A 13,974-nucleotide genomic window follows, 5' to 3' on the forward strand; every position below is an offset into this window, starting at 1 on the left:
GCGGGGGTCCGCTAGGAGGCATTCGTCCCCAGACCAGGGGGATATGCCGTTTTCGCACGGCTTCCGGCGGCCCGCGCTCCCGGCCCGCGCTCCGGGGCCCGTGCTCCCGGCGCGGGCCGCCGGGAGCGCGGGCCCCGGAGCTGCCTCACACGTTCGGGGGCGCTCCCTCGATCGGGCGTCCGAGCACGCCGGGGCGCTGGTGTCGCGGCAGCGGGCCGCTCGGCGGGCGGTAGTCGACGCCGAGGGCGTCAAGTCGCGCGTAGTGGGCGGTCATTCGCTGTTCGAAGTCGGCGAAGTCACGTTCGGCCGGGGCGGGCAGCCGCCGCCACGCCACCTCGCTGAAGGCCGCGAGGCGCGGGAACACCTGGTAGTCGACGCGCGCCTGGTTCTCCATCACCTCGGTCCAGACGTTGGCCTGGGTGCCGAGGACGTGGGCCGCCTCCTCCTCGGTGAGCTCGGCGGGGACGGGTTCGAAGCGGTAGACGTCCTCCAGGGTGCGGACGTAGGCGATGGGCATCGGCTCGTCGGGGCCGCCGTCCTCACGGAAGTTCAAGTACACCTGCTGCTCGGGGCACATGACGACGTCGTGGCCCGCCTTGGCCGCGTCGATGCCGCCTTGGTAGCCGCGCCACGAGGAGACGGTGGCGCCCTCGGCGAGGCCGCCCTCCAGGATCTCGTCCCAGCCGATGAGCCGGCGCCCGCGCGCGGTGAGCCAGCGGTCGAAGTGCCGGATGAACCAGCTCTGCAGCCCGTCCTCGTCGCCGACCCCCAGCTCCTTGATGCGGGCCTGCGCGGCGGGTGAGGCCTTCCACTGGTCCTTGGGGCACTCGTCGCCGCCGACGTGGACGAAGGTCGAGGGGAAGAGTTCGAGGATTTCCTCGAAGACCCCTTCGTAGAAACGGAGTACGTCCTCCGTCGGGGCGAGGACGTTCGGGCTGACGCCCCAGGAGTCCCAGACGGTCATCGCCTCGGTGTCGACGACGTCGCTGTTGCCGAGGTGCGGGTAGGCGGTGATCGCGGCCTGCGAGTGGCCGGGGATGTCTATCTCCGGGACGACGGTGATGTGCAGGGAGTCCGCGTACGCGACGATCTCGCGGATGTCGTCCTGCGTGTAGTAGCCGCCGTGCGGGTGCTCCTGCCAGAGCGGGGAGGCCCGGTGGCCCCACCGGGTGCGGGACCGCCAGGAGCCGACCTCGGTCAGCTTGGGGTGGCGCTTGATCTCCACCCGCCAGCCCTGGTCGTCGGTGATGTGGAAGTGGAAGACGTTGAGCTTGTGGGCGGCGAGCAGGTCGAGGTAGCGCAGGACCCCGTCCTTCGGCATGAAGTGCCGCGACACGTCGAGCATCATGCCGCGCCACCCGAAGCGGGGGGCGTCCTCGATGACGCCGGCCGGGACGGTGTGCCCGGCGTCCGGCCGCAGGCGCGCGCGGCGGAAGGCGTCGGGGCCGAGGAGCTGGCGCAGCGTCTGGGCGCCCCAGAAGACTCCGGCGCCCGCGCCGCCGCGGATCTCGACGCGGTCGCCGTCGATGGTGAGCCTGTACGCCTCCGGCTCCAAGGACCCGTCGACGTGCAAGGAGAGGGAGTTGGCCGCCCCCTCGGCGCCGTCGCGGAGCGGCAGGCCGAGCGCGGGGCCGAGGACGGCGCGCAGCCACCGCTCGGTGGAGCCGGTGCCGGGGCCGGCCCAGACGGTGGTGGACGCGTCGAAGACGAAGGAAGAGCTCTGCGTGGCCTCGGCGCGTGCGGGCGCCGGGATGAGTTGCCCAAAGGTCATGCGACCGAAGGCTGTCACGCGATTGCGCAACGCAAAAGGGGCGTTGCGGCAGGCGCAACGCCCCTCGGGCGAAGAGGTCTCACAAGGTACGAACTTCTCGCCGTCTGCTTCTTGCTACTTCTTGCCGTCCTTGCCGCCCTTGTCCTTGTCGCCGCCCTGGCTCATGGACTCGTAGATCTCCTTGCACATGGGACAGACGGGGTACTTCTTCGGATCGCGGCCGGGGACCCACACCTTGCCGCAGAGCGCCACGACGGGCGTGCCGTCCAGCGCGCTCGCCATGATCTTGTCCTTCTGGACGTAGTGCGCATAGCGCTCGTGGTCGCCGTCACCGTGCGACACCTGGGGCGTCGGCTCTACGAGGGTCCCCGTACCTGCCCCGCGCTCGGGCTCGGGCTCAAGAGTGCTCATAAGGGCCAAGGGTACTCACGCCCACGCCGTCCCGGCATCGGCCGTACCCACCGGGTGACCGTTCCTATCGCGCGGGCCCGCTGTGGCTGGCCGCGCAGTTCCCCGCGCCCCTGGGTAAGACCACCGACCCCCACCGCCGGCGCACCCCCAGGTGACCAGTCCAAACGCGGGGCCGCGCCCCGGACCACCTCAGGGGCGCGGGGAACTGCGCGCCAAGCCCCCACCGGCCCGCACCCTGAAGGAGCCCCCGCCCGCCAGGGCACCCCCGGACGACGGAGCCACACGCAAGACCGCACGACGGACCACCTCAGGGGCGCGGGGAACTGCGCGCCAAGCCCCCACCGGCCCGCAGACCAAAGAGACCGCCGCCCCGCGTGGCGGACAGGTGCAGAATCAGCCCCGCCAGGGCCACCACGGCCGCCGCCCACGGCAGATCCCGCGGCGCGAGCCCCACCGCGAGGGCGAGCCCCGCGACGCCGGAGCCCACCGCGCTGCCCAGGTAGAGGGCGGAGTTGTTGAGGGCGAGGGCGACCGTCCCCCGCTCGGCGCGCAGCGCGAGCAGACGGTGCTGCTGCGGAACCTGGAACGCCCAGCCCGCCGCACCCCAGACGACGAGCGCGGGATACGCGGCGGCGCCGAGCAGCGGCAGGACGCCTATCGCGAGGACCAGGGTCGAGACGATCCCCGTCACGAGGGCGACCACCCGGCCCGTACGGTCCACCAGCGGCCCGGCGAGCAGACTGCCGAGCACCCCGCCGATCCCCCACGCCCACAGATACGGCGCCACCTCGCTCTCGCCCACGCCGCCCGATGAGGCCAGCACCGGCGCGAGGTAGGTGTAGAGGCCGAGGCTCGCCACCGCCCCCAGGAAGGAGACGCCCACGATGGGCAGCACCTTCCGGTCGGCCAGCGCCCCGAGCCGCGCCCGCACCGGGACCGGCGGCTCGGCGGGAACCTCCGGGAGCCCCACCGCGAGCCCCACGAGCGCGACCGCGCCGAGGCCCGTCACCAGCCACATCGTGGCCCGCCACGTCGTGTGGTCGGCGAGCAGCACGCCCAGCGGCACCCCGAGCACCGTGCCCGAACTCATCCCGCCCATCACCAGCGCGAGCGCCCGCCCGCGCCGCACCTCCCCCGCCAGCGACGCGGCGGCCGCCGTGGACAGCGCCGAGTACACCCCGGCGCCGACACCCGCCACCGCGCGCGCTGCGAGCAGCACGGCGAGGCCGGGCGCGAGCGCGGTCAGCCCGTTGCCGAGCGTGAAGACGGCAAGCGCGGCGACGATCAGCACGCGCGGCCGCACTCCGGTCAGCAGCCCGGCGACGAGCGGCGCGCTCACCGCGTAGGCGAGGGTGAAGACGGTGACCATCTGCCCGGCGAGCGAGACGGTCGTCCCCAGGTCGTCGGCGACCACCGGCAGCAGCCCGGCCATCACATAGGCGTCGAGCCCCAGCGTGAAGGACCCCAACATCAACAGCCACACCTTGCGCACAGCTTTCAGCTCCCTGTTCCCTGTTCCCTCGCGTTTTCGGGAGGGAAACGTAGGCAGCCTCCGAATCCGGGGGGAAATGCCCGCGGCGCCCATTTATGCTCGGGAGGCATGGATCACGTACGGGTACGGGAGAGCGTCGGAGTGGACGGGGTCGAGCTGCGCCACCTGCGCGGATTCCTCGCCGTCGCCGACGAATTGAGCTTCACGCACGCCGCCGCCGCCCTGCGCGTCGGACAGCCCGCGCTGACCCGGACCGTGCGGGCCCTGGAGGACGCCGTCGGCGCGCGCCTCCTGGAGCGCACCACGCGCCGCGTCGAGCTCACCGAGGCCGGCTGCCGGCTGCGCGACGAGCTGGCGCCGCTGCTGGCCCGGATCGACGGCGCGCTGCGCACCGCGGTCAGCGAGCCCCCGATGCTGCGGCTCGGATTCACCTCGCTCCTGCCCGCGGCCTGCGCCGAGCTCGCCCACGCCTTCAAGGCGGCGACCGGCGCGGGCGTGCGGCTCGTCCGGCGCGACGAGCCGCTCGCCGGGCTCACCTCGGGCGCGTGCGACGTCGCGGTCGTACGGGGCGAGATCCCGCCCGGCGCCGCCGTCCGCACGCGGGTGCTGCTGCACGAGCCGCGCATCGCCGTCGTGGCGCGCGGGGCCGCGGAGCTCGCGGGCCGCCGCGTCGTCGACTGGGCGGAGCTCGCGGACGTGCCCCTGGTCGTGAACACCGTCACCGGCACGACACGGCCCGACCTGTGGCCCCCGTCCCGCCGCCCCCGCCTCGCCTGCACCGCCGACAACTTCGACGAATGGCTGGAAGCGGTCGCGGCGGGCCACGGGGTGGGCGTGGCGCCCGAGCCGGTGGCCCGCAGGCACTCCCACCCGTCCCTGCGCTACGTACGCCTGAAGAACGCCCCGCCCGTCGCCGTGCACCTGGCGGTCCCGGCCAGGGACGCGCACCCGCTGGCCGAGCGCTATCTGCGGCGCGCCGGTCAGTTCAGCGACGCGTCGTCCGGATAGGTCGCCACCATCGCGAGCTCGCTGCGCTGGCGCCGCAGCACCGCACGCCACAGCCGCTCCGGATCGGGCGACGAGACGTCGCCCGGCTCGGACTCGACCACGTACCAGGCGCCCTCCGCCAGCTCGGTCTCCAGCTGGCCCGGGCCCCAGCCCGAGTAACCGGCGAAGATCCGCAGCGAGCCGAGGGCGGAGGCGAGGAGCTCGGGCGGGGCCTCCAGGTCGACGAGGCCGATCGCGCCGTGCACCCGGCGGAATCCGACCGGGTCCCCGCGTCCGGCCCGCGACCGCGCGCCCGCGGACGCCGTCTCGTCGCCGGGGATCACCGCGACCCCGAGGGCCGAGTCCAGCGAGACGGGACCGCCCTGGAAGACGACGCCGGGCGCCCCGGCCAGCTCTCCCCAGCCCTCCAGGATGTCGGCGACGTCCACCGGCGTCGGGCGGTTCAGGACCACGCCGAGGGAGCCCTCCTCGTCGTGGTCGAGGAGGAGCACCACCGCGCGGTCGAAGTTCGGGTCCGCCAGGGCCGGTGTGGCCACGAGCAGCCGCCCTGTGAGCGAGGACACCTCGGTCATGAACCACATGATCCCGCATCTTCGCCCCGCGCGGGGTGGCAATACGCAGACCGGAGTGGACGCAGCTCAGAGGCCGAAGTGGCCGGTGGAGCGCCTGCGGAGGGCGGTGACCCGGAGTGTCCGGTTCCGCACGTTTCGTGTTGTCACGAACTCATGACGTGTTTTGCGCGCCCTTCGCCTTACGGAAGGGGGGTACACGGCCATTACGCTAGCCCTTTGGTCCCCCCGTCCATCCAATCGGAACGCGAGATTCATGACCGTCACCGACGATGTACTGCTTGTCCACGGCGGAACCCCGCTTGAGGGCGAGATCCGTGTCCGCGGCGCGAAGAACCTCGTGCCCAAGGCCATGGTCGCCGCGCTGCTCGGCAGCGCTCCGAGCCGGCTGCGCAATGTGCCCGACATCCGCGACGTACGCGTCGTACGCGGCCTGCTGCAGCTGCACGGCGTGACGGTCCGCCCCGGCGAGCAGCCGGGCGAGCTCATCATGGACCCGTCGCACGTGGAGAGCGCGAATGTCGCCGACATCGACGCCCACGCGGGCTCGTCGCGCATTCCGATCCTCTTCTGCGGCCCGCTCCTGCACCGCCTCGGGCACGCCTTCATCCCCGGCCTCGGCGGCTGCGACATCGGCGGCCGGCCGATCGACTTCCACTTCGAGGTGCTCCGCCAGTTCGGCGCCACCATCGAGAAGCGCGAGGGCGGCCAGTACCTGGAGGCCCCGCAGCGGCTGCGCGGCACCAAGATCCGCCTGCCCTACCCGTCCGTGGGCGCCACCGAGCAGGTCCTGCTCACCGCCGTGCTCGCGGAGGGCGTGACCGAGCTCTCGAACGCCGCGGTCGAGCCGGAGATCGAGGACCTGATCTGCGTTCTGCAGAAAATGGGCGCGATCATCGCCATGGACACCGACAGGACCATACGGGTCACCGGTGTCGACAGCCTCGGCGGCTACAACCACCACGCCCTCTCGGACCGCCTGGAGGCCGCCTCCTGGGCTTCCGCGGCTCTGGCGACCGAAGGCAACATCTACGTCCGCGGCGCCCAGCAGCGCTCGATGATGACGTTCCTGAACACGTACCGGAAGGTGGGTGGCGCCTTCGAGATCGACGACGAGGGCATCCGCTTCTGGCACCCGGGCGGCTCGCTCGACGCGATCGCCCTGGAGACGGACGTGCACCCGGGCTTCCAGACCGACTGGCAGCAGCCGCTCGTCGTGGCCCTGACGCAGGCCGCGGGCCTCTCCATCGTCCACGAGACGGTCTACGAGTCCCGGCTCGGCTTCACCTCGGCGCTCAACCAGATGGGCGCGCACATCCAGCTCTACCGCGAGTGCCTCGGCGGCTCCGACTGCCGCTTCGGCCAGCGCAACTTCCTGCACTCGGCGGTCGTCAGCGGCCCGACGAAGCTGCAGGGCGCCGATCTGGTCATCCCCGACCTGCGCGGCGGCTTCTCGTACCTGATCGCGGCCCTCGCCGCCCAGGGCACGTCCCGCGTCCACGGCATCGACCTGATCAACCGCGGCTACGAGAACTTCATGGAGAAGCTCCAGGAACTCGGCGCGAAGGTCGAGCTCCCGGGCAGGGCTCCGCTCGGCTAGCCGGCCACCACGGCACACGAAAGGGGCGGTCACCCAGTGGGTGACCGCCCCTTTCAGCTGCTCAGGGTTACTTCCCCTTGGCCGCTTCCTTCAGCTTGGAACCAGCCGAAACCTTGACGCTGTAACCGGCCGGGATGTTGATCGGCTCACCGGTCTGCGGGTTGCGGGCGGTGCGAGCGGCACGGTGGGTGCGCTCGAAGGTCAGGAAGCCGGGGATGGTGACCTTCTCGTCGCCCTTGGCAACGATCTCGCCGACGGTCTCGGCGAACGCGGCCAGCACGGCGTCGGCGTCCTTGCGGGTCACCTCTGCGCGGTCGGCCAGCGCGGCCACCAGCTCACTGCGGTTCATGTTTGTACTCCCGTGTTCTTTTGCCGTTGAGGCGTGCCACGCGGCAGAGCCGCATGATGGGCACAGCGAAGACGATGCTGCCAGGGTCCTCGGACAGTCCCCGGACCCGGGTCTGACGTCAGACCCTCGCGCCCGATTACGCATCCTGCCCCCACCTGCGGCGGGAAAGCCAATCCGGCGACCTCGGGGTCACACGAAAAAGCGTCCGCCGCCCCCGAAAAGCGGGGGGCAGGGAGGGCTGTCTGCCAAGCCACCCTAGAGCGGGCCCGTGGGGCCCGGGTTCTGCGACGCGCCGTGTCCCTAGGCCGTGGCGCCTGTCACAGCGGCCCCCGCGGCCTTGGCGGCGGTGCGCACGGCACCGGCCACCGCACCTGCGACCTTGTCGTTGAAGACGCTGGGGATGATGTAGTTCCGGTTCAGCTCGTCCTCGGCGACGACGTCCGCGAGGGCGCCCGCGGCGGCCAGCATCATCTCCGTGTTGACCGTGCGCGACTGGGCGTCGAGGAGGCCGCGGAAGACGCCGGGGAAGACCAGGACGTTGTTGATCTGGTTCGGGAAGTCCGAGCGTCCCGTGGCCACAACTTCCGCCGTCTGCCGGGCGATTGCCGGGTCGACCTCGGGGTCCGGGTTCGCGAGCGCGAACACGATGGCGCCGTCTGCCATGGCGGCGACGTCGTCGCCGTTCAGCACGTTCGGAGCCGACACGCCGATGAAGACGTCGGCGCCGACGACGGCCTCCTTGAGGGTGCCTGTGAGGCCCTCGGGGTTGGTGTTGTCGGCGATCCAGCGCAGCGGCGAGTCCACGTCGGCGGAGACGAGGTCCTCGCGGTCGGCGTGCACGACGCCGTGGATGTCGGCCACGACGGCGTTCTTCACACCGGCGGCGAGCAGCAGCTTGAGGATGGCCGTCCCGGCCGCGCCGGCGCCGGACATGACCACGCGCACGTCGCCGATGCCCTTGCCCACCACGCGCAGGGCGTTGGTGAGGGCGGCGAGGACGACGATGGCGGTGCCGTGCTGGTCGTCGTGGAAGACGGGGATGTCGAGGGCCTCGCGCAGCCGGGCCTCGATCTCGAAGCAGCGCGGCGCGGAGATGTCCTCCAGGTTGATGCCCGCGAAGCCGGGGGCGATGGCCTTGACGATCTCGACGATGGCGTCCGTGTCCTGGGTGTCCAGGCAGAGCGGCCAGGCGTCGATGCCGGCGAAGCGCTTGAAGAGGGCCGCCTTGCCCTCCATGACGGGCAGCGCGGCCTTCGGGCCGATGTTGCCGAGGCCCAGCACGGCCGAGCCGTCCGTTACGACCGCAACGGAGTTGCGCTTGATGGTGAGGCGGCGGGCGTCCTCGGGGTTCTCGGCGATCGCCATGCAGACCCGGGCGACACCCGGGGTGTAGATCATGGAGAGGTCGTCGCGGTTCCTGATGGGGTGCTTCGACTGCATCTCGATCTTGCCGCCGAGGTGCATCAGGAACGTACGGTCGGAGACCTTGCCGAGCGTGACGCCCTCGATGGTGCGCAGCTGCTCGACGATCTCGTCGGCGTGCGTGGTCGAGGACGCCGCGATCGTCACGTCGATGCGCAGCATCTCGTGGCCGGAGGCCGTGACGTCGAGGCCGGTGACCGAGCCCCCGGAGGACTCGACGGCCGTGGTGAGCTGGGAGACCGCCGTTCCGCTCGCGGGCACCTCCAGTCGGACCGTCATCGAGTAGGAGACGCTGGGCGCCGTTGCCATGGCCGACTTCCTCTGCTTTCACCTTGTAGCTCTTGCCGTCCGATGGTCGCACCTACCGCCGAGTACGTGGTAGCCGCCCCGGATTGAGAACGTTTTGTTCACCGGCCAGTGCGCTGCAGTTTCGGAAACTTGTTTCCACCATACGAGAAGTTAAGCGAAACAGAAAGAGGGACCGTGAGGGACCGGAACAGAAAGAGGCCCACGTCACGTGGTGACGTGGGCCTCTCTCCTACGTTCATGACACCGACCCGCCATGCTCGCCTCGCGGCAAGTGGTCGCTCGTAGCGACGATGGTTGGGCCCGGGGGCTTGGATCGAGCCGGTGCCACATCCAAGGTAACAAACGATCCCCGTAAGGCAATTCCCGTCCCGCGGGCAAATGCGTTCTCTTCGCCGTCAGTCCCTCAGCAGGTCCGGAACGCCGTCCGCGTCCGGCTCGTCGCGCTCCCCCGACAGGACCGTGAGCTGCTGCGTCGCGCGCGTCAGCGCCACGTACAGGACCCGCAGGCCCGCGGGCGACTCGTCCGCGATCTCCGCGGGCGAGACGACGAGCGTCGCGTCGTACTCCAGGCCCTTGGCCTCCAGGCTGCCGAGCGCCACGACGCGGCCGCCGAGCCCCGCAAGCCAGCGGGCCGCCTGCTCGCGGCGGTTCATCGCGACGACGACACCGACCGTCCCGTCGACCCGCTCCAGGAGCCGCGCCGCCTCCTCGCGCACGGACGCGGCGAGGTCCCTGCCCCGTACGACGGAGAAGCGGGGCTCCACACCGGTCGAGCGGACCGCCGACGGGGACTCGGCCCCCGGCATCGCCAGGGCGAGCACCCTGGCGGCCAGGTCGGCGATCTCGGCCGGGTTGCGGTAGTTGACGGTGAGCGTGAAACGGCGGCGCGGGCGGGTGCCGAGGGCCTCGTCGCGGGCCTCGCCCGCCTCGTCCGGGTCGGACCAGGAGGACTGGGCCGGGTCGCCGACGACCGTCCAGGTGGCGTGCCGGCCGCGGCGGCCCACCATGCGCCACTGCATCGGCGTCAGGTCCTGCGCCTCGTCGACGATGACGTGGGCGTACTCGGTGCGCTCCGCCGCGAGACGCTCGGCGCGCTCGCGCTGGGACTCCTCGCGCTGCGGCATCAGCTCCTCGAGGCCGGTGAGCAGGTCGAGGGGGTCGAGTTCACGCTTCTTCTTGGGGCGGTGCGGCGTGCCGAGGATCGCCTGGAGCTCGTCGAGCAACGCCACGTCGTGCACGGACAGGGCGTCGCGCCGCAGGGAGCGGGCGACCTTGCGGACCTCGCCGGGGTTGAGGATGCGGCGGGCCCAGCGGCCCAGGCGCCTCTCGTCGCTCATCGCGGCGAGCACGCCGCGCGGGGTGAGCTCGGGCCACCAGGCGTCCAGGAACCGGATGAAGTCGTCCTCCGACGTGATGTCGTCGTCGAAGGAGGAGCGCAGCTCGGCGGCGAGCTCGGGGTCCGTGTGGCGGCCCGCCGCGCCCGACCGGGACCACAGGGCGTCCAGGAGGAGCTTGCGGGCGCGCGGGCGCAGGAGGTTGACGGGGGCGGTGCCGCCGAGCGCGTTGCTGCGGATGCGGTTCAGCTGGTCGGCGTCCAGTTCGAGACGGCGGCCGAAGGCGACGACGCGGAGGCGGGTGGGGGTGGCGGTGGCGGTGGCCTGCGGTTCGGGGTCCTCGTCGCCGAAGGCCAGCTGTCCGCCCTGCGGGGCCGCGGCGGCCGGGGCGGAGGGAGTCTCCAGCGCCCCGCGCGCCGCCTTCCTCAGCACCTTCAGCATGCGCGAGGAGCCCTTGACCCTGGCCACCGCCGGGCTGTCGTACTCCGTCGCCTCCACGCCGTCCACCAGGGAGCCGACCGCGCGGATCGCGACCTGCCCCTCCTCGCCGAGGGAGGGCAGCACACCTTCGGTGTAGGCGACCAGGAGCGGGGTCGGGGAGACGATGAGGATGCCGCCCGCGTACCGGCGGCGGTCCTGGTACAGGAGGTACGCGGCCCGGTGCAGGGCCACCGCCGTCTTGCCTGTGCCGGGCCCGCCCTCCACGTACGTCACCGACGCGGCGGGCGCGCGGATCACCATGTCCTGCTCGGCCTGGATCGACGCCACGATGTCGCGCATGGAGTGGCTGCGGGCCTGGCCGAGCGCCGCCATCAGGGCGCCGTCGCCGATCACCGGGAGCACCTCGCCGTCGAGGTGGGCGGTGAGCTCCGGGCGCATCAGGTCGTCCTCGACGCCGAGGACCCTGCGGCCCTTGGAGCGGATGACGCGGCGGCGCACGACACGGCCCGGGTCGACGGGCGTCGAGCGGTAGAAGGGCGCGGCGGCGGGTGCCCGCCAGTCGATGACCAGCGGGGAGTAGTCGGCGTCGAGGACCCCGATGCGGCCGATGTGCAGGGTCTCCGCGATGTCGGCGTACTTGCCGCCCTCCTCCTCGCGCACCGCGCCCTCGGCCGGTTCGACCGCCGTGTACGCGCCGTCCGGGCCCTTCTTGCCGTCCTTGCCCCGGAGCAGGTCGATGCGGCCGAAGAGGAAGTCCTCGAACTCGTTGTTGAGCCGGTTCAGGTGGACACCGGCGCGGAAGACCTGCGCGTCGCGCTCGGCGAGCGCGCCCGGCGTACCGACCTGGGAGCGCTTGGCAGCGTCGTTCATCAGGAACTCGGCCTCGTGGATCTTCTCCTCGAGGCGTCGGTAGACCTGGTCGAGATGCTCTTGTTCGACGCTGATCTCGCGGTCGCGTACGTCGGCCACCGAGGCCCCTTTCACACCGTGCTGCTGCCCGTATTGAGCAGCCGTCCACCTTAGGCGAAAGGGGCCCGTCCTGTGCACTTGTCTCGCGCTCGCCGTGCGCTACACGTCCACCTCGACCAGCCGCTCGCCGTCGAACGTGGTCACTTCGAAGTGGTCGATGTCGTTGCGGTCCATGGCCGCGCCCCCGTGGACGTACAACGGACTGCGCGCCCATTTGTTCGGGCTGTCCTTGATGCCGTACCCCCACTCGGGCACCGACCAGCTGCTGACCGTCTCCTTCTCGCCGTCCTTGCCGACCGCGACCAGGGAGCACTTGAGCGGGCCCTTGACGTTCTTCAGCTCCAGGACGGTGTGCGTGCCCCAGGGCTTCTTCTCCGTACCGACCGTGGCGCTGACCTTCGTCGTCGGGTCGGTGGCGCGCGTCTTCTCCTCCATGTGGTGGAAGAAGGCGTCCTCGGCGGGGCTGGACGGGTGCGGGTCGGCGACCGCGTCCTTCGAGCCGTCGCCGTCACCGGTCACGGCGAGGACGGTGAACGGCCCGCCGACGATCAGCGCGACCGCCGCCGCGACCAGGTACAGGCCGCGCCTGCGGCCGCGCTCCCGTTTGGCGGAGACCTCCGCGAGGAGGCGTCCTGCGAGGCGGGGGCTCGGTCCGGCGGCGAGCTGCTCGCCGATCGCGGGCATGCCGCGCGGGCCGGGAAAGTCCGCGAGGGCGGCCAGCATCGGCTCCATGCCGGAGAGCTCGTCCAGCTGCCGCCGGCAGAACGCGCACCCGGCGAGGTGCTCCTCGAACCGCGTGGCGTCGGCGTCGTCCAGTATCCCGAGGGCGTAGGCACCGACGGTCTCGTGGAGCTCGTCGTCGTCCTGCCGCGCGCCGTGGTGGCTGTGGAAATCGGTCATGCCGTCACCCCCCGCTCCTCGAGCGCCAGCTTCATCGAGCGAAGCGCGTAGAAGACCCGTGAACGGACCGTGCCGCTGGGTATGCCCAGCGTCTCGGCCGCCTCGTTGACCGTACGCCCTTTGAAGTAGGTCTCGACAAGTACCTCCCGGTGTGCGGGAGTCAGGTCCTCCAGCGCGTCCGAGAGCGTCATCAGCCACAGTGCCCTGTCGATCTCGTCCTCCGCGGGGATGACCTCCAGCGGCGACGGATCGACCTCCTGCGGCCGGGCCTGCCGGCTGCGGTGGCCGTCGATGACGATGCGCCGAGCGACCGTCACCAGCCAGGGGCGGACCGAACCGGTCGCTCTGTTGAGCTGACCGGCGTTCTTCCAGGCACGGATGAGCGTCTCCTGCACGACGTCCTCGGCACGCTGCCGGTCGCCCGCCACCAGCCGGAGCACGTAGGCGAGAAGTGCCCCCGCGTGCTCGCTGTAGAGGGCGCGCATCAGCTCCTCGTCCGGGCCCGGGGGCCGGCCGAGTCGATGGCGGTGCGGCTGCGGGCGCTCATCGGCCACGGCGGAATCCTTGCGCACGCGTACCTCCGGTGTCCGCGCTTTCGGCGGGTCGGGCGGGTCTCACCACGGAGGTACGTACACGGGGTGGCGGGTGTTCAACGAGGGCCGACGGAGGTTCGGTCGGGAGGAGTCGGGCCTACGTGAACACGTGCGGGCGGACGCCCCTCACTCGCGTCCGACCGCCGCCACCCTGCGCCGGTGCCGGGCCACCCGCTCGCGGTTGCCGCACACCTCGCTGGAGCACCAGCGGCGACGACGGCCACGGGACGTGTCGAGGTACACGATCAGACAGTTGTCGCCCTCGCACTGGCGCAGGAGCGCGCGGGCCACCGGGTCGGTGAGCAGGTCGACGGCGTCCCGGGCGACGGCGGCGACGAGGGCCGCGCAGCCGGGGTCGCCGCGCAGGACGCGGACCAGAGTGCCGTCGGCGGCGCGGACCGCGCGGGGTGCCGGGGGCGGGGCGGCGGCCAGCGCGTTGACGCGTTCGAGCGCGGAGGCGGCGGCGCGGGGGCGGCCCCCGATCTCGCCGAGCACCAACTGGCCGACCTGATCGCGCAGTTCGCGGAAGGCGGCGACCCACTGCGGGCCCGCGCCGGGCAGGGGCACGCTCGCCGGGACGAGACCCGTGCCCGCGAGCCAGGCACGCAGCCGCTCCACGGAGTCGAGCCGTTCCACGGGGTGGTTCGTCGCCACGAGGTCCAGGCAGCTCCGCCCGGAGTCGAATCGCAGCTCGTACGGAGCCGGGGCCGTGCCCAACGCCATGCGCCTGTCACCGCCTTGGGGTTACCGGTGAGTGAATGCCGTTGCGTACCCCTACAGTGCACTCCCCCGGGCGGGTCCGGAAC

Annotated in this window: 12 protein-coding genes; 2 read left to right on the forward strand and 10 right to left on the reverse strand. The window is 72.0% G+C overall.

What is annotated here, in order from left to right; all coding sequences use genetic code 11:
- Positions 1-145 precede the first annotated feature (145 nt).
- The 3 genes from AB0N81_RS37345 to AB0N81_RS37355 all read right to left on the reverse strand — a co-directional run bounded on the left by AB0N81_RS37345 (position 146) and on the right by AB0N81_RS37355 (position 3,674).
- Positions 146-1,771, reverse strand: a complete 1,626-nt coding sequence (locus tag AB0N81_RS37345; RefSeq protein WP_365366525.1) for a beta-N-acetylhexosaminidase — start codon at positions 1,769-1,771, stop codon at positions 146-148.
- A 114-nt stretch (positions 1,772-1,885) separates the two neighbouring features.
- On the reverse strand, positions 1,886-2,182 hold the full coding sequence (locus AB0N81_RS37350) for a DUF3039 domain-containing protein (protein WP_365366527.1): 297 nt from the start codon (positions 2,180-2,182) through the stop codon (positions 1,886-1,888).
- 307 nt (positions 2,183-2,489) lie between these two features.
- Positions 2,490-3,674 (reverse strand): MFS transporter, encoded by a 1,185-nt coding sequence (locus AB0N81_RS37355; protein WP_365366529.1) that lies wholly within the window; start codon positions 3,672-3,674, stop codon positions 2,490-2,492.
- Positions 3,675-3,782: 108 nt separating this feature from the next.
- Here AB0N81_RS37355 and AB0N81_RS37360 point away from each other — a divergent pair, with 108 nt between their 5' ends.
- Positions 3,783-4,682 (forward strand): LysR family transcriptional regulator, encoded by a 900-nt coding sequence (locus AB0N81_RS37360; RefSeq protein ID WP_365366531.1) that lies wholly within the window; start codon positions 3,783-3,785, stop codon positions 4,680-4,682.
- On the opposite strand, the gene AB0N81_RS37365 is transcribed toward AB0N81_RS37360, so the two are convergent.
- Positions 4,655-5,263 (reverse strand): YqgE/AlgH family protein, encoded by a 609-nt coding sequence (locus AB0N81_RS37365; protein ID WP_365366533.1) that lies wholly within the window; start codon positions 5,261-5,263, stop codon positions 4,655-4,657. The two genes, AB0N81_RS37360 and AB0N81_RS37365, sit on opposite strands and share 28 nt — an antisense overlap.
- Positions 5,264-5,507: 244 nt before the next feature.
- Between AB0N81_RS37365 and murA the strand changes: the two genes are divergently transcribed.
- On the forward strand, positions 5,508-6,851 hold the full coding sequence (gene murA, locus AB0N81_RS37370) for a UDP-N-acetylglucosamine 1-carboxyvinyltransferase (RefSeq protein ID WP_365366535.1): 1,344 nt from the start codon (positions 5,508-5,510) through the stop codon (positions 6,849-6,851).
- Between the two features lie 67 nt (positions 6,852-6,918).
- Here murA and AB0N81_RS37375 read toward each other — a convergent pair whose 3' ends face one another.
- The 6 genes from AB0N81_RS37375 to AB0N81_RS37400 all read right to left on the reverse strand — a co-directional run bounded on the left by AB0N81_RS37375 (position 6,919) and on the right by AB0N81_RS37400 (position 13,891).
- Entirely contained in the window at positions 6,919-7,200 is a 282-nt protein-coding gene (locus AB0N81_RS37375; protein WP_016645140.1) for an HU family DNA-binding protein, read from the reverse strand.
- A 300-nt stretch (positions 7,201-7,500) separates the two neighbouring features.
- A complete protein-coding gene (locus AB0N81_RS37380) occupies positions 7,501-8,931 on the reverse strand; it encodes an NAD-dependent malic enzyme (protein WP_365366537.1) in 1,431 nt (476 codons plus the stop codon).
- A 395-nt stretch (positions 8,932-9,326) separates the two neighbouring features.
- Positions 9,327-11,675 carry a UvrD-helicase domain-containing protein gene (locus AB0N81_RS37385; protein ID WP_365366539.1) on the reverse strand — a complete coding sequence of 783 codons (2,349 nt, stop codon included), beginning with the start codon at positions 11,673-11,675 and terminating at the stop codon, positions 9,327-9,329.
- 99 nt (positions 11,676-11,774) lie between these two features.
- The gene (locus tag AB0N81_RS37390; protein ID WP_365366541.1) at positions 11,775-12,575 is read right to left on the reverse strand and encodes a zf-HC2 domain-containing protein; all 801 of its coding nucleotides are present in this window, start codon (positions 12,573-12,575) and stop codon (positions 11,775-11,777) included.
- Positions 12,572-13,147, reverse strand: a complete 576-nt coding sequence (locus tag AB0N81_RS37395) for a sigma-70 family RNA polymerase sigma factor (protein ID WP_365366543.1) — start codon at positions 13,145-13,147, stop codon at positions 12,572-12,574. The genes AB0N81_RS37390 and AB0N81_RS37395 overlap by 4 nt, the downstream gene beginning before the upstream one ends.
- A gap of 147 nt (positions 13,148-13,294) precedes the next feature.
- Positions 13,295-13,891, reverse strand: coding sequence for a CGNR zinc finger domain-containing protein (locus AB0N81_RS37400; RefSeq protein WP_365366545.1), 597 nt, complete (start codon positions 13,889-13,891; stop codon positions 13,295-13,297).
- Positions 13,892-13,974: the final 83 nt, after the last annotated feature.

The organism is Streptomyces sp. NPDC093510 (genome assembly GCF_040683555.1).
Classification (GTDB): Bacteria; Actinomycetota; Actinomycetes; order Streptomycetales; family Streptomycetaceae; genus Streptomyces.

Bases quoted from the DNA above. Each gene is read 5' to 3' on its own strand.
- AB0N81_RS37345 (WP_365366525.1), bottom strand. From the start codon at position 1,771: ATGACCTTTGGGCAACTCATCCCGGCGCCCGCACGCGCCGAGGCCACG.
- AB0N81_RS37350 (WP_365366527.1), bottom strand. From the start codon at position 2,182: ATGAGCACTCTTGAGCCCGAGCCCGAGCGCGGGGCAGGTACGGGGACC.
- AB0N81_RS37360 (WP_365366531.1), top strand. From the start codon at position 3,783: ATGGATCACGTACGGGTACGGGAGAGCGTCGGAGTGGACGGGGTCGAG.
- AB0N81_RS37365 (WP_365366533.1), bottom strand. From the start codon at position 5,263: ATGTGGTTCATGACCGAGGTGTCCTCGCTCACAGGGCGGCTGCTCGTG.
- murA (WP_365366535.1), top strand. From the start codon at position 5,508: ATGACCGTCACCGACGATGTACTGCTTGTCCACGGCGGAACCCCGCTT.
- AB0N81_RS37375 (WP_016645140.1), bottom strand. From the start codon at position 7,200: ATGAACCGCAGTGAGCTGGTGGCCGCGCTGGCCGACCGCGCAGAGGTG.
- AB0N81_RS37380 (WP_365366537.1), bottom strand. From the start codon at position 8,931: ATGGCAACGGCGCCCAGCGTCTCCTACTCGATGACGGTCCGACTGGAG.
- AB0N81_RS37390 (WP_365366541.1), bottom strand. From the start codon at position 12,575: ATGACCGATTTCCACAGCCACCACGGCGCGCGGCAGGACGACGACGAG.
- AB0N81_RS37400 (WP_365366545.1), bottom strand. From the start codon at position 13,891: ATGGCGTTGGGCACGGCCCCGGCTCCGTACGAGCTGCGATTCGACTCC.